The 19,890-nt window shown below is 67.5% G+C and carries 15 protein-coding genes; 4 read left to right on the plus strand and 11 right to left on the minus strand.

The features are described from left to right. Positions 1–55 precede the first annotated feature (55 nt). The 3 genes from ACSFCA_RS09505 to ACSFCA_RS09515 all read left to right on the plus strand — a co-directional run bounded on the left by ACSFCA_RS09505 (position 56) and on the right by ACSFCA_RS09515 (position 6,489). Positions 56–1,996, plus strand: a complete 1,941-nt coding sequence (locus tag ACSFCA_RS09505) for an autotransporter assembly complex protein TamA (protein WP_435459152.1) — start codon at positions 56–58, stop codon at positions 1,994–1,996. Between the two features lie 9 nt (positions 1,997–2,005). Further along, the gene (locus ACSFCA_RS09510; RefSeq protein ID WP_435459151.1) at positions 2,006–6,067 is read left to right on the plus strand and encodes a translocation/assembly module TamB domain-containing protein; all 4,062 of its coding nucleotides are present in this window, start codon (positions 2,006–2,008) and stop codon (positions 6,065–6,067) included. Positions 6,068–6,162: 95 nt separating this feature from the next. Next, positions 6,163–6,489, plus strand: coding sequence for a hypothetical protein (locus ACSFCA_RS09515; protein ID WP_435459150.1), 327 nt, complete (start codon positions 6,163–6,165; stop codon positions 6,487–6,489). Here ACSFCA_RS09515 and ACSFCA_RS09520 read toward each other — a convergent pair. The 7 genes from ACSFCA_RS09520 to oxlT all read right to left on the minus strand — a co-directional run bounded on the left by ACSFCA_RS09520 (position 6,431) and on the right by oxlT (position 14,734). After that, positions 6,431–6,682 (minus strand): formate dehydrogenase subunit delta, encoded by a 252-nt coding sequence (locus ACSFCA_RS09520; protein WP_435459149.1) that lies wholly within the window; start codon positions 6,680–6,682, stop codon positions 6,431–6,433. The two genes, ACSFCA_RS09515 and ACSFCA_RS09520, sit on opposite strands and share 59 nt — an antisense overlap. A 37-nt stretch (positions 6,683–6,719) precedes the next feature. Beyond that, entirely contained in the window at positions 6,720–7,571 is an 852-nt protein-coding gene (fdhD, locus tag ACSFCA_RS09525; protein ID WP_435459148.1) for a formate dehydrogenase accessory sulfurtransferase FdhD, read from the minus strand. A gap of 13 nt (positions 7,572–7,584) precedes the next feature. Continuing rightward, positions 7,585–10,458 (minus strand): formate dehydrogenase subunit alpha, encoded by a 2,874-nt coding sequence (gene fdhF / locus ACSFCA_RS09530; protein ID WP_435459147.1) that lies wholly within the window; start codon positions 10,456–10,458, stop codon positions 7,585–7,587. 34 nt (positions 10,459–10,492) lie between these two features. Beyond that, positions 10,493–12,052: a formate dehydrogenase beta subunit gene (locus ACSFCA_RS09535; protein WP_258352940.1), complete on the minus strand. Its 1,560-nt coding sequence runs from the start codon at positions 12,050–12,052 to the stop codon at positions 10,493–10,495. Continuing rightward, positions 12,049–12,582, minus strand: a complete 534-nt coding sequence (locus ACSFCA_RS09540; RefSeq protein ID WP_435459146.1) for a formate dehydrogenase subunit gamma — start codon at positions 12,580–12,582, stop codon at positions 12,049–12,051. The genes ACSFCA_RS09535 and ACSFCA_RS09540 overlap by 4 nt, the downstream gene beginning before the upstream one ends. A gap of 262 nt (positions 12,583–12,844) precedes the next feature. Then, positions 12,845–13,384 carry a gamma carbonic anhydrase family protein gene (locus ACSFCA_RS09545; protein WP_258352938.1) on the minus strand — a complete coding sequence of 180 codons (540 nt, stop codon included), beginning with the start codon at positions 13,382–13,384 and terminating at the stop codon, positions 12,845–12,847. Between the two features lie 66 nt (positions 13,385–13,450). Beyond that, positions 13,451–14,734 carry an oxalate/formate MFS antiporter gene (oxlT, locus tag ACSFCA_RS09550; RefSeq protein WP_375338464.1) on the minus strand — a complete coding sequence of 428 codons (1,284 nt, stop codon included), beginning with the start codon at positions 14,732–14,734 and terminating at the stop codon, positions 13,451–13,453. Between the two features lie 661 nt (positions 14,735–15,395). On the opposite strand from oxlT, the gene ACSFCA_RS09555 reads away from it, so the two are divergent. Beyond that, the gene (locus ACSFCA_RS09555; RefSeq protein ID WP_258352936.1) at positions 15,396–15,560 is read left to right on the plus strand and encodes a hypothetical protein; all 165 of its coding nucleotides are present in this window, start codon (positions 15,396–15,398) and stop codon (positions 15,558–15,560) included. 40 nt (positions 15,561–15,600) lie between these two features. Here the strand turns inward: ACSFCA_RS09555 and ACSFCA_RS09560 are convergent, their stop codons facing one another. From ACSFCA_RS09560 to ACSFCA_RS09575, 4 genes are all read right to left on the minus strand, one after another. Next, entirely contained in the window at positions 15,601–16,548 is a 948-nt protein-coding gene (locus tag ACSFCA_RS09560; RefSeq protein WP_258352935.1) for a LysR family transcriptional regulator, read from the minus strand. Positions 16,549–16,624: 76 nt separating this feature from the next. After that, positions 16,625–18,043: a pyruvate kinase gene (gene pyk / locus ACSFCA_RS09565; protein WP_258352934.1), complete on the minus strand. Its 1,419-nt coding sequence runs from the start codon at positions 18,041–18,043 to the stop codon at positions 16,625–16,627. Beyond that, positions 18,040–19,056: a 2-dehydropantoate 2-reductase gene (locus tag ACSFCA_RS09570; protein WP_435459145.1), complete on the minus strand. Its 1,017-nt coding sequence runs from the start codon at positions 19,054–19,056 to the stop codon at positions 18,040–18,042. Before ACSFCA_RS09570 ends, pyk begins: the two co-directional genes overlap by 4 nt. Before the next feature lie 47 nt (positions 19,057–19,103). After that, complete coding sequence (locus tag ACSFCA_RS09575; RefSeq protein ID WP_258352932.1) at positions 19,104–19,880, minus strand: fumarylacetoacetate hydrolase family protein; 777 nt, start codon at positions 19,878–19,880, stop codon at positions 19,104–19,106. Positions 19,881–19,890: the final 10 nt, after the last annotated feature.

The raw sequence follows: 19,890 nt of genomic DNA on the forward strand, positions 1-19,890 counted from the left end.
CCATCTGTATCCGGACGCTTCAGGAACCGGCGAATCTTGCTGTCAGAATCCGCCCATGGTCAGGGTGGTTTCAGTTTCTTCGCCGGCATGGTGGCCGGCTTTGCTTTTTTCCGGCGTCCTGCTCTTGCAAGGCTGCAGCCTGCTGCCGAAGAAAGAGGCGCCCGAAGACAACAAGCCCGCGGCCGGCCTCGTGCGCAGCGGTGCCGCCGACAGCACTGCCGCCGCTGACGACGGCAAGGACGACGACAAGAAAAAGGCCGACAAGCGCGACGCCTTCACCGTCGATGTGCGCGGCCCCGAGGCCGTACGCGACTACCTCAAGCTGCACCTCGAGATCCAGCGCTACCGCGAGCTCGATGACCTCGGCGCCACGGAAATCTCCCGCCTCATGGTGGCCGCCGAAGCCAATGCACGCGAGCTGCTCGGCACCATGGGCTACTTCTCGCCCACGCTGACGCTCGAACTCAACGAGACACCCGAAAGCACCAAGGCCCCGCGCGAAATCGTCATCACCGTCTCGCCCGGCGAGAGCACCAAGGTGAGCAACGTGCAGATCAGCTACGGCGGCCCCATCGCAAACGATGCCACTGCCGAGGCGCAGCGCGACTCGATCCGCACCAACTGGGCCCTGCGCGCCGGCCAGCCCTTCACCCAGCAGGCCTGGGACGATGCCAAGACCACCGCGCTGCGCAGCCTGACGGCCAAGCGCTTTCCCACCGGCAGCATCGAGGTCAGCCGCGCCGAAGTCGATGCCGACCGCAGCGAGGCCCGCCTCAGCGTCACCTACCAGTCGGGCCCGGCCTACAAGTTCGGCCCGCTGATGCTGCACGGCATCCAGCGCTACGACCCCGACGGCGCGCGCCGCATCGCGCGCCTGCCCAGCGGCACCGACTACGACCAGCAGAAGCTGCTCGATGCCCAGCAGCGCCTGGCCAGCAGCGGCTACTACGACTCGGTGTTCCTCACTCTCGACACCGAGAGCGGCAACCCGCTGGCCGCGCCGGTGATCGCGCAGCTGCGCGAGGCGCCGCTGCAGAAGGTGGTGATGGGCGTGGGCTTCACCACCGACAACGGCCCGCGCCTGTCGATCGACCACATCCACAACCAGATTCCGCTGCTGGGCTGGCGCTCCGTCTCACGGCTGTCGGTCGACAACGACATCAAGTCGCTCGGCACCGAGTGGAAGGCGATTCCCGACGACCGGGGCTGGCAATGGTTCTCGGGCGCCGAACTGAAGAGCGAGCAATCGGGCAGCTACGTGGTCGACAGCGGACGCCTGCGAGGTGGGCGCAGCAAGTCGGGCGACCACATCGACCGCAGCTACTTCCTGCAGTACGACTATGCGCAGAACCGCGGCATCAACGCACCGCCCTCGGCCTCTGCCGTGACGGCCAACTGGGGCTGGACCGGCCGCTATTTCGACGACAACGCGTCGCCCTCGCGCGGCTTCGGCCTTGCGCTCGAAGTGGCCGCGGGCTACACGCTCACCGGCGAGCAGACGCCCTTCACGCGCACCTACGCGCGTTGGCTCGGCGTGCTGCCGCTAGGCTCCGCGGACGACAAGGAAGCACGCGCGCGCCGCAGCCGCCTGCAGCTGCGCCTGGAGGCTGGCGCGGTGTCGGCCAAAGACAGCGCGCAGATCCCGTCCACGCTGATGTTCCTGACCGGCGGCGACACCACCGTGCGCGGCTACAGCTACAAGCAGATCGGCACCGTGCGCGCCGACGGCCAGACCGTTGCGGGCCGCTACCTCGGAGTGGCCAGCGTGGAGTGGCAGCGCCCCTTCGTCTACAACGGCAAGCTCACCGAATGGGAGAGCGTGGTGTTCGCCGATGCCGGCGCCGTGGCCGACAAGCCCGTCGAGCTCAAGCCCAAGGTGGGCGTGGGCGTGGGCGCGCGCTGGCGCAGCCCCGTGGGGCCGGTGCAGGCCGACCTGGCCTACGGCGTGGACTCGAAGAAATTCCGCCTGCACTTCCGCCTCGGCTTCACCTTCTGATTTTTTTCGATGCAGACCGACGCAGACCCCACGCCAACGCCCCTCGCCCCCCGCCGCTCGCGCGCGCGCCGGGCAATGCGCGCCCTGGCCTGGACCGTGGCCGGCCTGCTGCTCGCCGTGGTGCTGCTGGTCGCGGGCGCGTGGTGGTGGCTGGGCTCGAACACCTCGCTCGCCTTCGCGCTCGCCCAGGCAGCGCAGCGGCTGCCGGCCGGGCAGACGCTCGAAAGCCGCGACGTGAGCGGCTCGCTGCGCACCGGCGGCCGCATCGGCTGGCTCAAGTACCAGAGCGAGAGCATCGCCGTCGAAGTGAACGACGCCACCATCGGCTGGCAACTCGCGCCGCTGCTGCAACGCAAGGTGCAGCTCGGCGAGGTGCACGCGAAGCAGGTGCTCATCGAAAAGCGCGGCCCGCCCAGCGACAAGCCCACCGAGCCGCTGGAGCAGCTCGCGCTGCCGATCGAGGTCGAGCTGCCCTTCCGCATCGACGAACTGCGCTGGGCCGGCCCGCCCGTGCTGCAGGCGCTCAACCTCTCGGGCAGCTACAGCTACAAGGCCGCCGAGCATGTGCTTGAGGTCAAGGGCGTGGACATTGCCGACGGCCACTACAGCACCCGCGTGAAGCTGCAAGGCCCCGCGCCGATGGCCATCGATGCGTCGCTCGACGGCCGCGTGAAGGCGCCGCTGGCCGAGGACCACAACATCGACGTGCTCGCCACCGCCACCGTGAAGGGCACCCTCGCCGGCACCGCCGCGCGGCTGCAGGTAGCAGCCGAATTGAAGCCGGCCGAAGAGAACGCCGATGCGCCCATGGAAGCCAGCCTGCAGGCGCAGATCGCGCCCTGGCTGCCCCAGCCGGTGATCGACGCGAAGGCCGACCTGCGCAACGTCGATGCGTCGAGCCTGTGGCCCGGCGCGCCCCAGACGCAGCTCACCGGCACGGTCGAACTGCAACCCGACGCCGACACCGGCCCCACCGCATGGAAGGCCTCGGCCGACATCCGCAACGCCGTGCCCGGCCCGTGGGACAAAGAGAAACTGCCGCTCGAGCAGGTGCAGGCCAAGGTCGGCTTCGACGGCACCAGTTGGACCGTTCCCGAAGCCACAGTGCGCGCGGGCGGCGGGCGCATCGACGCGGCCGGCAAGTGGAGCCCCGCACCGTCGCCCTGGCAGGCACAGGCCACCGTGCGCGGCGTGCGGCCCGGTGCGCTGTACAGCGAACTCTCGGGCGCGCCCGTCAGCGGGCAGCTCAAGGCCGAGCAGAAGGAAAGCACCATCACCTTCGACGCTGCGCTGCGTGCCGAGGGCGGCGCCGGTAGCAAGGCCCTGCCTGGCTTCGCGCTCGACCGCGCGCTGGCCCAGGGCCAGTGGAAGGACCAGGTGCTCGACCTGCGCACGCTGCGCATCGAGGCCCAGCGCGCCAGCGTCGACGGCCGGCTGCAGGTGCGCGTGGCCGAGCGGGCGGCAAGCGGCAAGCTCAACCTCGTGCTGCCGGGCGGCAGCGCGCAGGTCGATGGCCGCATCGCGCCGTCTACGGGCGGTGGCGACATCAAGGTCAGCATCGACGATGCCGACACCGTGCAGCGCTGGGTGCAAAGCCTGCCGGGGCTGTCAGGTGTGTTCGGCAACGCCAGCGCAAAGGGCTCGGCGAAGCTCGACGCCAGCTGGCAAGGCGGCTGGCAGACCATCCAGCGCCGGCTGCAGAACGCCAACGCGCCCGCGCAGCGCGGCGCCGAGCCCAGCCTCAAGGCCATGCTCGGCGTGCCGCGGCTCGACCTGAGCCTGCCCTCGGCCACGCCCGGCGGCACGACAACCGCCGTGCAACTGCGCGACCTGCGCGCCAACCTCGAAGGCAGCCTCGCACAGGCCTCGCTCACGCTGAAGGGCGAAGCCACCACCGGCACGCAGAAGTTCAACATCGACACCCGTGCCAGCGGCGGCATCGCGGGCGCCGGCCAGTGGCGCGCGGCGCTGGCCAGCCTCAAGCTGCAGGCACAGGACAGCGCCCGCCCCGGCGACCCGTGGGTGCTGGAGCTGAGCCGCGAGGTCACGGCAACCATCCGCACCACCAGTGGCAACGCGCCCCGCCTCGACGTTGAAGCCTCCGCCGCCGCGGCCACCTTGCGCGGCCCGGTGCCCGGCACCGTGCGCATCGACTGGCAGCCGCTGCGCTTCAGCCAGAGCGGCGCGGTGCCCAACCGCGTGTTCCGCGTGCAGTCGAAGGGCCAGCTGCAGGGCCTGCCGATGGCGTGGGCCAGCGCATTCGGCGCCAACACCACGCTCGGCGAATACGGCATCAGCGGCGACCTGATGTTCAACGGCGACTGGGACATCGACGCCGGCGACACGCTGCGCGCCAAGGCCCGCATCGGGCGGCAGAGCGGCGACATTCGCGTGCAGGCCGGCGAGGCCGCGCTCGTCACTCGCATCACCAGCACCGGGACGGGCACTGCGAGCGAGCGCACGATGAACTCCTCCTCCGGGAACGGCGACGCGCCCAGCACGCCGGCCGGCCTGCGCCAGGCCGAGCTGCGGCTCGATGCCGAAGGCGACGCGGTGCACGCCGTGCTCGCGTGGGACAGCGAACGCGCCGGCAAGATCGACGCCGACATCAACACCCGCGTGCAGCAGCGCGCCGGCGGCTGGCAGTGGGCGCCCGACGCGCCGCTGGGCGGCACCATCAAGGCCGCGCTGCCGAACCTCGGCGTGTGGTCGATGCTCGCGCCGCCGGGCTGGCGCATTGCCGGCACGCTCGACGCCAGTGCCACGCTGTCGGGCAACCGCACCGTGCCGCGCTGGAACGGCACGCTGGGCGCCGACAAGCTCGCATTGCGCGCGCCCGTCGAAGGGCTGGACCTGCGCGACGGCCGCCTGCGCGCCACGCTCAGCGGCGAGCGCATCGAGATCACCGAATTCACGCTCAAGGGCGGCACCGGCAGCTCCACGCGCATCGGCGGCCAGAGCGGCAACCGCAGCACCTCGGCCAGCGAGTCCCGCAGCGACGGCGGCACGCTCTCGGCCAGCGGCGACCTGAGCTGGGGCCCCGCCAGCGGCACGGCCTCGGGCATCCGCATGGCCCTGCAGGGCCAGTTGCGCGCGCTGCGCGTGCTGGTGCGAACCGACCGGCAGGTCACGCTCTCGGGCGATGTGCAGGCGCGGCTCGACAACGGCCAGTTCAACGTGCGCGGCAAGTTGAAGACCGACCGTGCCGTCATCATCCTGCCCGACGAAACCGCACCCAGCCTCGGCAGCGACGTCGTCGTACGCTCCGCCGCCAAGGACCGCGAGGCCACCGAGACGGCGCAGCGCGAATCCGCCCAGGCCGACGCGCAGGCCGCCAAGCCGCAGACCGCCAAGCCGCCGGACATCGTCATCAACTTCGACCTTGGCGACGACTTCGCGGTGCAGGGCCGCGGCATCACCACGCGGCTCGAAGGCGACCTGGAGATCCGCAGCACGAGGCTGAATGCCCCGCCGCGCATCACCGGCGAAGTGAAGACCGTGAAAGGCCAGTACCGCGCCTACGGCCAGCAGCTCGACGTGGAAACCGGCGTGGCGCGTTTCAACGGCCCCTTCGACAACCCGGCGCTGGACGTCCTGGCGATCCGCCCGAACCTGTCGCAGCGCGCGGGCGTGCAGATCACCGGCACCGCGCAATCGCCGCGCGTAAAGCTGTACTCGGAGCCCGCGCTGTCCGATGCCGAAACGCTGTCATGGGTGATCCTGGGCCGCGCTTCGGCCACCAGCGGCGGCGAGTCTGCGCTGCTGCAGCAGGCCGCGCTGTCGCTGCTCGGCAAGATCGGCGGCAGTGGCAGCGGCGGCAGCCTGGCCAGCCGCTTCGGGCTAGACGAACTCGGCTTCAAGGGGCCGGGCAGTGGCGGCGACCTGCGCGAGTCGGCGGTCACGCTGGGCAAGCGGCTGTCTAAAGATTTCTACCTCACCTACGAACGCAGCCTGGGCGGCACATTCGGCACGATCTTCATCTTCTACGACCTGACGACGCGGCTCACGCTGCGCGGGCAGGCGGGGCAGACGAGCGGGCTCGACCTGATCTACACCGTGAAGTACGACTGAGCGCGGGTTGTCCCGCAGTAGCCGGACTTCGGTCTTGACCCGCGTCTTGCGCGCGTGATAAGAACCGTCTTCGCCTTCACCGAGGAGCGACGACGATGAAAAAAGATGGAGACAAGGGCAAACGCCTTCAAAGCCTTCAGAGCTTTGCGCAAGGCCCTCGGACATACGCCCCACCGGGGCTCTCGCGCATCGCGTTCATGCGCGGCGCGCTACGCGGCGTGATCACGCTGATCGCCATCAGCGCGGCGGTGGCTTCCATACCGTACTGGGACGACATGCAGTTCCCGGTCACCAGCCTCGTGATCTACGTCGCGGGCATGGTGTTCGTCGCAATGCCGCTGTGCCTCTACTACGAGTCGCTGCTCATGGCGCAGCAGGCAGCAGCGTCGCCCGATGGCTGCGAATCGCTGATGCCACGATAGGCATCAGCAGCGGCGTCTTGCCGGAGTCGAAATCGCGTATCAGCTGGATGCGCATGCTCGGCGCCCAGAACGACTTCAGGTGCCCGGCAATCGCCTGCGTGGCGGCGCCGGCATCGCTCGGCGATTGCGCCTGGAAGAAGGTGCCGATCTGATTGGCCATCTTGACCAGCTGTGCCGAATGATCGTGCTCCATGGGGCCTTCGAAAAATTGAGTTTTTGTTGATGAAGCGTCAGCGCACGCGCTGCGTGTCTGCCGTGCGCAGCCGCTGCGGATGGCTGTAGACGCCCAGGTCCTGCTGCCGCACGAAGCCCACCAGCGTAAGGCCCGTGCGCTGCGCCGTGGCCACCGCGAACGAGGTCGGCGCCGACACCGCGGCGAGCAGCGGCGCGCCGGCCATCGCGGCCTTCTGCACCATCTCGAAACTCGCGCGGCTGGTCACGGCAATGAAGCCTGTGGAGGCGTCGACGTCGTTGGCCGCGAGCGCGCCCACCAGCTTGTCGAGCGCGTTGTGGCGGCCCACGTCCTCGCGCAGCCACATCACTTCGCCATCGGCCGAACACCAGGCGGCCGCGTGCACGGCGCCGGTGGCTTCCTGCAAAGTCTGTTGCGATGGCAGCTGCGACATCGCGCGGCCGATGGCTTCGCGGTCGAACTGCGCTGCGCCGTCGCTGCGCAGCACCGGCAGTTCGCGCGAAACCTGCGTCAGGCTCTCGGTGCCGCACAGGCCGCAACCGGTGCGCCCGGCCATCGAGCGGCGGCGCAGCTTGAGGCGCGCAAAGGCCGCGCTCGACACCTGCAGATGCACCGTGACGCCGAGCGCCGATGGCTCGGCTTCCACCGAATAGAGCTCGTGCGCCGCTTCGAGGATGCCTTCGCTGAGCGAGAAGCCGAGCGCGAAGTCTTCCAGGTCGAGCGGCGTCGCGAGCATCACCGCATGCGAGATGCCGTTGTATTCGAGCGCCACGGGCACCTCTTCGGCCACCCAGTCCTGCACGTCGAACGGCCGGCCACCGCGCATACCGCGCACGGGCAGCAGCTGCGCGCCTTCGCAGAACTGGACGGCGTCGGTGACGAGGTTCATGCGGCGAGCATCCTCACTTGGCCGGCACCGTCTCGCCGCTTTGCTGCGCCGATGCGGCCGCGAGCAGGTCCTGCTGCGTCTGGTTGAAGCGGCTGTACTCCTGCTGCCAGGCCGAAGGCTGCATCACCGGCATCACCTGCACCGCCGTGACCTTGTACTCGGGGCAGTTGGTGGCCCAGTCGGAGTTGTCGGTGGTGATGACGTTGGCGCCCGACTCGGGGAAGTGGAAGGTGGTGTAGACCACGCCCGGCTGCATGCGCTCGGACACCGTGGCGCGCAGCACCGTCTCGCCCGCGCGGCTCTGGATGCCGACCCAGTCGCCGTCGCTCACGCCGCGTTCCTCGGCATCGTGCGGATGGATTTCCAGCCGGTCTTCGCTGTGCCACTGGTTGTTGTCGGTGCGGCGCGTCTGCGCGCCCACGTTGTACTGCGAGAGGATGCGCCCGGTGGTCAGCAGCAGCGGGAACTTGCGCGTGACCTTCTCATCGGTCGCCACGTACTGCGTGACGATGAACTTGCCCTTGCCGCGCACGAAGTGGTCGATGTGCATCGTGGGCGTGCCGTCGGGCGCCTCGTCGTTGCAGGGCCACTGGATGCTGCCGAGCTCGTCGATGCGCTTGTAGCTCACGCCGTGGAAGGTGGGCGTCAGCGCGGCGATCTCGTCCATGATTTCTTCGGGGCTCTTGTAGTCCATCGGATAGCCGAGGGCCTGCGCGAGCTTCACGGTCACTTCCCAGTCGGCATAGCCGGCCTTGGGCGGCATCACCTTGCGAACGCGCGAGATGCGGCGCTCGGCGTTGGTGAAGGTGCCGTCCTTCTCGAGGAACGAGGAGCCCGGCAGGAACACGTGCGCGTACTTGGCGGTTTCGTTGAGGAACATGTCCTGCACCACCACGCACTCCATGCCCATCATCGCGGCCGCCACGTGCTGCGTGTTCGGGTCGGACTGCACGATGTCCTCGCCCTCGCAGTACAGGCCCTTGAAGCTGCCGCCGATGGCGGCGTCGAACATGTTGGGAATGCGCAGGCCCGGCTCGGGGTTGATCTGCACGCCCCAGGCGGCTTCGAACGAGGCGCGCGTGGTGCTGTCAGACACATGGCGGTAGCCCGGCAGCTCATGCGGGAACGAGCCCATGTCGCAGGCGCCTTGCACGTTGTTCTGGCCACGCAGCGGGTTGACACCCACGCCTTCGCGCCCGACGTTGCCGGTGACCATCGCGAGATTGGCGATGCCCATCACCGTCGTCGAGCCCTGGCTGTGCTCGGTCACGCCCAGGCCGTAGTAGATGGCGCCGTTGCCTGCCGTAGCAAACAGCCGTGCGGCGGCGCGCAGCTCGGCCGCCGGCACGCCGGTAGCGTTCTCGGTGGCTTCAGGCGACTGCTCCGGCTGCTCGACGTACGACTTCCATTCCTTGAACGAAGCCGTGTCGCAGCGCTCGGCAACGAAGTCGTCGGCCATCAGGCCTTCGGTGACGATGACGTGCGCCAGCGCCGTCACCACGGCCACGTTGGTGCCCGGCTTGAGCTGCAGGTGGTGCGAAGCCTTCACATGAGGCGACTTCACGATGTCGATACGGCGCGGATCGACCACGATCAGCTTCGCGCCCTGGCGCAGCCGCTTCTTCATGCGCGAGGCGAACACCGGGTGACCGTCGGTCGGGTTCGCGCCGATCACCATGATGACGTCGGCCTTGTCGACCGAGGCAAAGGTCTGCGTGCCCGCCGATTCGCCCAGCGTCTGCTTCAGGCCGTAGCCCGTGGGCGAATGGCACACGCGCGCACAGGTGTCGACGTTGTTGTTGCCGAAGGCGGCGCGCACCAGCTTCTGGACCAGGTAGGTTTCTTCGTTGGTGCAGCGCGACGAGGTGATGCCGCCGATCGAGTCCTTGCCGTACTTGGCCTGCAGGCGCTTGAACTCGCCCGCGGCGTAGTTGAGCGCGGTGTCCCAGCTCACTTCCTGCCATGGGTCGGTGATGTTCTTGCGGATCATCGGCTTGAGCATGCGGTCCTGGTGCGTCGCGTAGCCCCAGGCGAAGCGGCCCTTGACGCAGGAGTGGCCTTCGTTGGCCTTGCCGTCTTTCCACGGCACCATGCGCACGACCTCGTTGCCTTTCATCTCGGCCTTGAAGGCGCAGCCCACGCCGCAGTAGGCGCAGGTGGTGATCACGCTGTGCTCGGGCTGGCCGAGCCAGATCACCGACTTTTCCTGCAGGGTGGCGGTGGGGCAGGCTTCGACGCAGGCGCCGCAGCTCACGCACTCCGAATCCATGAAGGCCTCGTCCTGACCCGGCGACACGCGCGACTCGAAGCCGCGGCCGCTGATGGTCAGCGCGAAGGTGCCCTGCGTTTCCTCGCAGGCGCGCACGCAGCGGTTGCACACGATGCACTTCGACGGGTCGTAGCTGAAGTACGGGTTCGACTCGTCCTTCTCGCTCTTCAGGTGGTTGGCGCCGTCGAAACCGTAGCGCACGTTGCGCAGGCCGGTGACGCCCGCCATGTCCTGCAGCTCGCAGTTGCCGTTGGCCGAGCAGGTGAGGCAGTCCAGCGGATGGTCGGAGATGTAGAGTTCCATCACGCCCTTGCGCAGGTCCTGCAGCTTGGGCGTCTGGGTGCGCACCTTCATGCCGGCTTCGGCGGGCGTGGTGCACGAGGCCGGAAAGCCCTTGCGGCCTTCGATCTCGACCAGGCACAGCCGGCAGGAGCCGAAGGGCTCCAGGCTGTCAGTGGCGCAGAGCTTGGGCACCTGGATGCCCGCATCCACCGCCGCGCGCATCAGCGAAGTGCCCGCGGGCACCGTCACTTCGTTGCCGTCGATCTCCAGCGTCACCTCGCGCGTGGATTCGCGCTTGGGGGTGCCGTAATCGGTTTCCTTGAGATGGTCCAACATGTCTTTCTTACTCCTGCTGCTGCGCCGCAACCGCCTAGGCAGCTTCGCGATCGGGAACCACGAGACCGAAGTCCTGCGGGAAGTGGTCGAGTGCCGAGAGCACCGGAAACGGCGTCATGCCGCCCATGGCGCACAGCGAACCGTGGACCATCGTGTTGCACAGGTCGCGCAGCAAGATCACCTGCTGCGGACGGTTCTGGTTGCTGCGGATCTTGTCGATGACCTCGACGCCGCGCGTCGAGCCGATGCGGCAGGGCGTGCACTTGCCGCACGACTCGAGCGCGCAGAACTCCATGGCATAGCGCGCGAGCTTCGACAGGTCGGCCGTGTCGTCGTGCACCACGATGCCGCCGTGGCCCACCGTGCCGCCGACGGCTGCATAGGCTTCGTAGTCGAGCGGCAGGTCCCATTGCGATTCGGGCAGGTAGGCGCCGAGCGGCCCGCCAACCTGCACCGCCTTGATCGGCCGGCCCGAGGCGGAGCCGCCGCCGTAGTCGTACAGCAACTCGCGCAGCGTGACGCCGAAGGCCTTCTCCACCAGGCCGCCGTACTTGATGTTGCCGGCCAGTTGCATCGGCAGCGTGCCGCGCGAACGGCCGACGCCGTAGTCGCGATAGAAGGCCGCGCCGCGCGCCAGGATCAGCGGCACGCTTGCCAGCGTGATGACGTTGTTGATCAGCGTGGGCTGGCCGAACAGGCCCTCAATGGCCGGCAGCGGCGGCTTGGCGCGCACGATGCCGCGCTTGCCTTCGAGGCTTTCGAGCAACGCCGTTTCTTCGCCGCACACATACGAGCCCGCGCCCTTGCGCACCGCGAGCGAGAAGCGCTTGCCCGAACGCAGGATGTTGTCGCCGAGGAAGCCCGCTGCCTCGGCAATGCGGATGGCCTCGTTCAGCGTCGCGATCGCGTGCGGGTATTCGGAGCGCACGTAGATGTAGCCCTGCGTCGCGCCGGTGGCGAGGCCGGCGATGGTCATGCCCTCGATCAGCATGAAGGGGTCGCCCTCCATCGTCATGCGGTCGGAGTAGGTGCCCGAGTCGCCCTCGTCGGCATTGCAGACGATGTACTTCTGCGCCGCAGCCGTGCCCAGCACCGTCTTCCACTTGATGCCGGCCGGAAAGGCCGCGCCGCCGCGCCCGCGCAGGCCCGAGTCGAGCACCTGCTGCACGATTTCTTCGGGTGCGAGCGCCAGCGCGCGGCGCAGGCCGGCAAAGCCTTCGTAGGCCTGGTAGTCGGTCAGCGACACCGGGTCGGTGATGCCCATGCGCGCGAAGGTCAGGCGCTCCTGCTTCTTCAGGTAGGGAATGTCTTCGGTCAGGCCGAGCGCGAGCGGATGCTTGCCGCCGGTGAGGAAGCCGGCATCGAACAGGCCAGCCACGTCGTCGGGCGTCACCGGTCCGTAGGCGATGCGGCCGCTCGGTGTGTTCACTTCGACCAGCGGTTCGAGCCAGAACATGCCGCGCGAACCGTTGCGAACGAGCTCGAGCATGAGGCCGCGCGCAGCGGCTTCCTTCGCGATGCATCGGGCCACGCGATCGGCGCCCGCCGCGAGTGCGGCCGAGTCTCGAGGCACGTAGACGGTGATGGTGCTCATGCGCGGCCTCCCGCGGTCTGCGCGACCAGCGCATCGAAGCTCTTGGCCGTCATGCGCGCATGCGGCTGGTCGTCGAGCGTCATCGCGGGCGATGAAGCGCACAGGCCGAGGCAGAACGCAGGCTCCAGCGTGAAGGCGCCGTCCTTCGAGGTGCCGTGCGCATTGCAACCCAGGCGCAGTTCCGCGTGGGCGAGCAAGGCGTCCGCGCCCATCGCCTGGCAGGCCTCGGCGCGGCAGATCTGGATCACGTGCCGGCCAGCCGGCTCGGCACGGAAGTGGTGGTAGTAGGTGACGACACCGTGCACCTCTGCACGCGAGAGGTTCAGCGCGTCGGCAATCACCGGCACCGTGTGCGCGGGGATGTAGCCCAATGCGTCCTGCACGTCGTGCAGGATCGGCAGCAGCGCGCCGGGTTCGTCCGCATGCTGCAGCAGGCTGCGATGCACGGCGACGAGTTCGTCTTCCTTGTCGGTGGGGCCGAAGGCCGGATGCGGTACCTCGTGCCCCTGCTGCGCTTGTTGTAGTTTCATGATCCCGTCCGATCTGGTCCGTTGCCGGCGCCGCTGCTGCATTGCTGTCTGCTTGCAAGCGGAGCTGTTTTCATCGTGGTTCTGTCACGGGACCAACGTCATGAAATTCGACGTGAATCCCGCGGCCATCCGCTTGAGGATCAATGTCGATGAATCGGGCGCCGGGGGCCTTGACGCAAGTCAATTTCCGCCGAAACAAGCACGGTGCCAATGCGCACAAACCCTGCGGGCGCGCAGGGTTTCGGGAGGGTGCGGAAAGGCCCTAACGGGCGAAGGGACCGGCGCTGTCGCGCGCCCTGCGCAGAAGCGCTTCGGCCTCAGCGTCATCGACCTCGCCTGTGACCTTCGCGGGCCTGCCCGCGATGCGCGAGCGGTCGGGAAAGACCTTGCCCTCGGTCAGCAGCGAACCGGACTCGACGATGCACGCACGGCCGACCACCGAGCCGTTGAGCGCGATGGTGTGCTCGCCGACCACGGCGCCGTCGCCGACGGTGCAGCCGTGGAGCATCACGTGCGGCTCCACCGTCACGTCGTCGCCGATGGTCAGCGGATAGCCCGGGTCGGCATGCAGCATCACGCCCGCCTGCACATGGCTGCCGCGGCCGATGGTGATGGGCTCGTTGTCGCCGCGCAGCACCGCATTCGCGCCGACGCGGCTGCCGGCTGCGAGCACGACCTGGCCGATCACGCTGGCGCTCTCGGCCACGCGGGCGCTGGCGTCGATGACCGGTTCATGCGCGTCAAGTCGGTAGATGGTCACTGCGGGCTCCTGTGCATCGGCGAAAAGCCCTGCCATCTTCATGGCAGGGCTGCGTGGGCGAAAGAAAGCCGGATGGTACCGGCTGACGGAAAGCCGATGTTGGTCTATTTATTCGACGACGCGGCTCGCCTCGATGTGCTTGCGGCGCATCGGCCGCAACACGAACCACGCCATCAGCGCCGCGAGCGCATTGACCGCGCTGGCCACGATGAAGACCGCCTGCCAGCTGCCGGTGGCTGCCGCGAGCACGCTCGACAACGGCACCAGCAGCGAGGCCGTGCCCTTCGCGGTGTAAAGCATGCCGGCGTTCGACGCCGCGTACTTCGATCCGAAGGTGTCGGCGCAGGTCGATGGGAACAGGCTGTAGATCTCGCCCCAGGCAAAGAACACGATACCCGTCAGGATCACGAAGAGCACCGGGTTCTGGCCGTAGTGGTAGAGCATCAGGATGCCGACCGACTCCATCGCGAAGGCGATGAACATGGTCTGCTCGCGGCCGATCTTGTCGGACACCCAGCCGAAGAAGGGCCGCGTCAAGCCGTTGAGCACGCGGTCGATGGCGAGCGCGAAGGTCAGCGCGGGCAGCACCAGGCCCATGATGTTGACCGGCACGTCCATGATCTTGAAGTCCTTGGCAATGGGCGCGAGCTGCGCCGTGGCCATCAGGCCGCCGGCGGCCACCATCACGAACATCGCGTACATCACCCAGAACACGGGCGAGCGCAGCACCTCGGACGGCGCGTAGTCGCGGCCCGCCTGCTGCACGTTGCGGCTGTTCGATGCCTTGGAGTGGCTCGGTGCACGGGTCAGCATCCATGCGAGCAGGAACACGATGAGTCCCTGCCCGATCCCAAAATACAGAAACGCAGATTCATAGCCGCTCGACTTGATCATCGCGGAGATCGGAATGATCGTGAGGGCCGAGCCCGCACCGAAGCCCGCTGCGGTCATGCCCGCGGCAAGCCCCCGGCGATCGGGGAACCACTTGAGCGCATTGCCCACGCAGGTGCCGTAGACAGCACCGGCGCCGATACCGCCAACGGCCGCCGCGATGTACAGCAGCAGCAGCGAGTCGGCCACCGAGTTGAGCACCCAACCCAGGCCGCACAGCACGCCGCCCACCAGCACCACGGGACGCGGGCCGAAGCGGTCGACCAGATAGCCTTCGATGGGCACGAGCCATGTCTCTGTGAGCACGAAGATGGTGAACGCGACCTGGATCGCGGCACGGCTCCAGCCGTGCTTGTCTGCGATCGGATTGACGAAGAGCGTCCATCCGTACTGCAGGTTCGCGATCATCGCCATGCAGACGATGCCGATCAGCAACTGACCCCATCGGAACGCCTCGGACCGCGTCGCGGTGGCGCCATAGGTTTCGGACGGGGGGTACATCGCGGGGTTGGAACCCGCGGTCGTGGAGGTGGGCCGAGTCATGGAGTTGTCCTTGGTGTTTTCGTTTAAGTCCGACAGGCTGCGAATACAGAGCAATCAGTCGAGCGATCGGTGCGCATCGAAAGGCGACGAGGTTTCCTTGGCATCGCTACACGGCATTGGGATCACCAGTTTTCTGCGCGTGAATGACTGTCGGACCGAGCGACTCAAAAACTCTTGACCTCAGTCAAGTTCACACGAATCGCGCTCTCGTGGGACCCCCGTGATATCCCTAGCACGAGGTCTCGTTGCGCGCGCACTTTGCGTGTGTCGATGCCGCACTGAACACACTGCGATGCGTGCACGCATCACGCTGCATGCGATGTGCATCGCGCGATGCGATGGCATTGCGATGAAGAAAAAATCGCGGAAGTCTTCGCGCGAACTTTCGATGGCCCGTGCGATGGCCTTCATGAATTTGCGATGCGCGTTGCTCGCTCCCTCATGTGCTCCGGAAGCGCTCCTGCAGACGGGTTGCAGGCCTACGCAAGAACCTGTCTGCCTCCGAAAAAATTGACCTAGGTCAAGAAACGCGAAAATGGCGTTTGCTCTCGTCTAGGGTAAACCCTAAAATTCAGGGTAATCCCTTCGGTCTTTTAGATTCAATCCTTTGGAGCCCTCAATGAGCCACACCACCCTGAATTCCAGCAGCCTCCGTACTCCGGCCTCTTCGTCCACCGCCAACGACGCAATGCGCGAACTGTTCGCCGCACTGCCGATCGTGATCTTCTACAAGGCCGCACGCGCCGCGCTGATGCAACGCCGCAGGGCGGCAGTGCAGCGTTGAGCCGCCGCACCGGACCTCTCCCCCACAAAGAGCGCGCGAGTTACTCGCCGCGCTCTTTTTCTTTGTGGTTCCCGAACGGCACGATCTGCGAGATCAGCGACGGCCCGTCGCTCAGCAGAAAGTCCTTGAAGGCCTGCGCCACCGGTGGCAGGCGCTTGCTTCGGCGGTGCACCACGTACCAGTTGAGCATCAGCGGAAAGCCTTCGACATCGAGCACGCAGAGACTGCCCGCGCGCATCTCCTGGCTCACCGTGTGAGCCGACACGAAGCTCACGCCCATGCCCGCGATCACCGCCTGCTTGATGGTTTCGGTGCTGCGGATTTCCATTGCGATGTTGATGCCGCTCAGGTCGCCGCCAAAGCCGTCTTCCATCGAATGCCAGGTGTCCGATGCTTTCTCGCGCACCACGAAGGGCTCGCGCATCAGCCGTGCCATCGGGATCTTCTTCACGCCCACCAGCGGGTGGCCCGGTGCCGCGACGATCACGTAAGGGTGCGGTGCGAACGGCTGGTTGACGGTGTCCAGATCGGTCGGCGGCCGCACCATGATCGCGAGGTCCGTGAGGTTCTCGGCAATGTGGGTCAGCAGCCCCGCGCGGTTGTGCACCGTGAAGTTCAGCGTCACGCCCTGGTGGCGGCTAGCGAACTCGACCAGCAGGCGCGGAAAGAAGTAGTCGCCCGCGCTGATCACGCCCACGTTGAGCTTTCCGCCCGAGACGCCCTTGAACTGCATCATCGCGTTCTCGGCCGCCTCGAACTGCTGGATGATCGCGCGGCTGATCTGCAGCAGTTCGGTGCCCGCGGGCGTGAGGTAGATCTTCTTGCCGAACTGCTCGAACAGCGCATTGCCCGCGTGTTCCTCGAGCTTGCGCACCTGCGTGGAGACGGCGGGCTGCGTGAGATGAAGCTCCTCGGCCGCGCGCGAAAAACTCAGCAGCCGCGCCACTGCCTCGAAAACTTTCAACTGGCGCAGGGTCGCATGCTTCATCGGGAAAGAAGGTGGCTGCAGTCGAGCGGCATCGTACAGCGCAACACCTGCGCTGACGCCGCGCGCTCAGTCCGCTTCAGTCCGGTATTCGCGCGACATGCAACAGGTTCGTCGTGCCCGACTGCCCGAAGGGCAGGCCCGCGACCACCACCACGTCGTCGCCCGCCTTCGCGAAGCCCTCGGTGCGTGCCGTGCGGCAGGCGCATTCGATCATCTCGCCCACGTCGTGCACGTCGTCGACCAGCACCGCATGCACGCCCCAGACCATCGCCATGCGGCGCGCCGCGACGGTGTCGGGCGTGAGGCTCAATATCGGCACGGCCGGGCGCTCGCGCGCCGCGCGCAGGCTGGTGAAGCCCGAGGAGGTGTATGTGACGGTGGCAGCCGGCGCGAGAAGCGCGGCCACCTGGCGCAGCGAGGCGCACACGGCATCGGCCGTGGTCGACAGCGCCGCATCGTGCGTGGCATCGATGCCCGCGCGATACGAAGGATCGGCTTCCACGCGCACGATGATGCGGTCCATCATCGCGACCGCTTCGAGCGGGTACTTGCCCGAAGCCGATTCAGCCGAGAGCATCACCGCATCGACGCCGTCGTAGATGGCGGTCGCAACGTCCGACACTTCGGCGCGCGTGGGCACCGGCGAGGCGATCATCGACTCGAGCATCTGCGTCGCCACCACCACCGGCTTGCCGCCCTTGCGGCAGGCGCGCACGATCAGGCGCTGCAGCTCGGGCACCTGCTCTGGCGGCAGCTCCACGCCAAGGTCGCCGCGCGCCACCATCAGGCCGTCGCACAGCGCGACGATCGCGTCCAGGTGCTCGATGGCGGCGGGCTTCTCCAGCTTGGCCATGATCCAGGCGCGCGTCCCGATGATGGCGCGCGCCTCCTCGATGTCCTCGGGCCGCTGCACAAACGAGAGCGCAACCCAGTCGACGCCCATCGACAGGCCGAAGTCGAGGTCGTCGCGGTCCTTCGGTGTCAGCGGCGAGATCGGCAGCAGCACGCTCGGCACGTTCACGCCCTTGCGGTCGGAGATAGGCCCGCCGACCAGCACCGTGGTCTCTGCGAAGTCGGCGCCGTGGCTGTCCACGCGCAGCCGCAGCTTGCCGTCGTCGAGCAGCAGCTCGGTGCCGTCCTGCAGCGCAGCGAAGATTTCCGGATGCGGCAGCGGCGCGCGGCGTGCGCTGCCGCTGGTCTTGTCCATGTCGAGCCGGAAGCGCGCGCCCGCATCGAGCTGCGCGCGGCCGCCTTCGAAAGTGCCCAGCCGCAGCTTCGGCCCCTGCAGGTCGAGCAGGATGCCGATGGGCCGGTTGAATTCCTTCTCGAGGCGACGGATGGTTTCCAGACGCCGCGCGTGGTCGTGCTGCGTGCCGTGGCTGAAGTTGAGCCGGAACACGTCCACGCCACGCTCGAACAGCGCGCGGATGGCCGGCTCGTCGGTGGTGGCCGGGCCGAGCGTGGCGACGATCTTTGCGCTGCGTGTGCGTCTCATGCTGTCGTCATTTCATGGAGCTTGACCCGGCCGCGCTGGTCTTCCATCGTGCGCGCGAGCAGCTTGACCAGGCTGTAGACGGTGTCGATGTGCGGCGTCGGGGTCTCAGTGAGCCGGGCCAGTTCGACCACCGCGCCTACCAGTGCGTCGATCTCCGGTGCGCGTCCTGCCTCCACGTCCTGCAGCATCGATGTCTTGTGCTTGCCGACCTTCTCGGCGCCCGCAATGCGCTTTTCGAGCGTCACACGGAACTCGATGCCGAGCTTGTGCGCAACGGCCTGGGCCTCGCGCATCATCGCTGCGGCAAGCTCGCGCGAAGGCGGGTACTGGCAGATGTCGACCAGGGTCGAATGCGAGAGGCTGCTGATCGGGTTGAAGGTCAGGTTGCCCCACAGCTTGAGCCAGATCTCGGAGCGGATGTTGTCGAGCACGGGCGCCTTGAAGCCAGCACCTGTGAAGCAGGCAGAGACACGGTTCACACGCTCGCTCGTCGAGCCATCGAGCTCGCCAACAGGGAAACGGTCGCCTTCAATGTGCTTGACCACGCCAGGCGCGATCAGCTCCGATGCCGGATACACCACGCAGCCGATCACGCGCTGCGCGGGGATCTTCGCGGCGACCAGCCCCGAGGGATCGACGCTGCGCACCGGCGTGCCCGCGAGCGCGCCGCCGTGCTGGTGGAAGTACCAGTACGGAATGCCGTTCTGCATGGTCACGACCACCGTGTCGGGCCCGAACAGCTTTGGCACGTCGTTGGCCACCGCCTCGACTTGGTGGGCCTTCATCGCGAGGACGACGATGTCCTGCGGGCCGGCCTCGTCATAGCGGTCGGTGGCCTTGACGTTGCGCGCCACCTGTTCCTCGCCTTCGGCCGAGATCAGCTTGATGCCGTTCTTGCCGATGGCATCGAGGTTGGCGCCGCGCACGATGAACGTCACGTCCTCGCCGGCCAGCGCGAGCTTTGCGCCAACCAGTCCGCCGATGGCGCCCGCGCCGATGATTGCAATCTTCATGTCGATCCCCAAGAGTTGAATTCGTTGCGCGACCCTTCGGCGATGTGTCAGCCGAAGCGGTTGCTGAGCTTGCCGATGCCGTCGATCTCGATCTCCACGAGGCTGCCGGGCTTCATCGAGCCGACGCCGACCGAGGTGCCGCAGAGGATCACGTCGCCGCGGTGCAGCGTCATGTCCTGCGAGATGAGGCTCACGAGTTGCTGCACCGAAAAGCGCATGTCGCTGATCGGGTAGTTCTGCCGCACTTCGCCGTTGAGCAGCGTGGTGACGGTGAGCGTCGCAGGGTCGAGGCCGGTGGCGACCACCGGGCCCATCGGGCAGAAGGTGTCGAAGCCCTTGGCGCGCACCCACTGCGCGAACGAGGCGTCGCGGTTGAGGATGTCGGCCACGGTCACGTCGTTGGCGCAGGTGTAGCCGAACACATGGTCGAGCGCATCGACCTCGGAGACGGCGGTGGCGGTCTTGCCGATCACGATGCCGAGTTCGCCTTCGAATACCACCTTGCCGTCGCACAGCGGCTTGCGGATGGGAGCGCCGGGCGCGAGGTATGAGTTGGGCGTCTTCAGCAGGTACAGCGGCTCGGCCGGCACCGGCAGGCTCAGCTTCGCGCCCAATGCGTGGAAGTTGTTCCATAGCGCGATGACCTTGGTCGGCTCGGTGGGCGTGAGCAGTTGCAGCCCGGCCAGCGCGAACACGCGGCCCGTGAGCTCTGAGCTGCCGAACATGTCGCCCTGGCGCTCGTGCACGGCATCGCCCTCCAGTGTGCCGAAGCCGATGCCACCGGCATGCTCGAAGCGGACCCATTTCTTCTGCTGCTGTTCCATGTTGTTATCT

The organism is Variovorax multivorans (genome assembly GCF_051216835.1).
In the GTDB taxonomy this organism is placed as follows: Bacteria; Pseudomonadota; Gammaproteobacteria; order Burkholderiales; family Burkholderiaceae_C; genus Variovorax.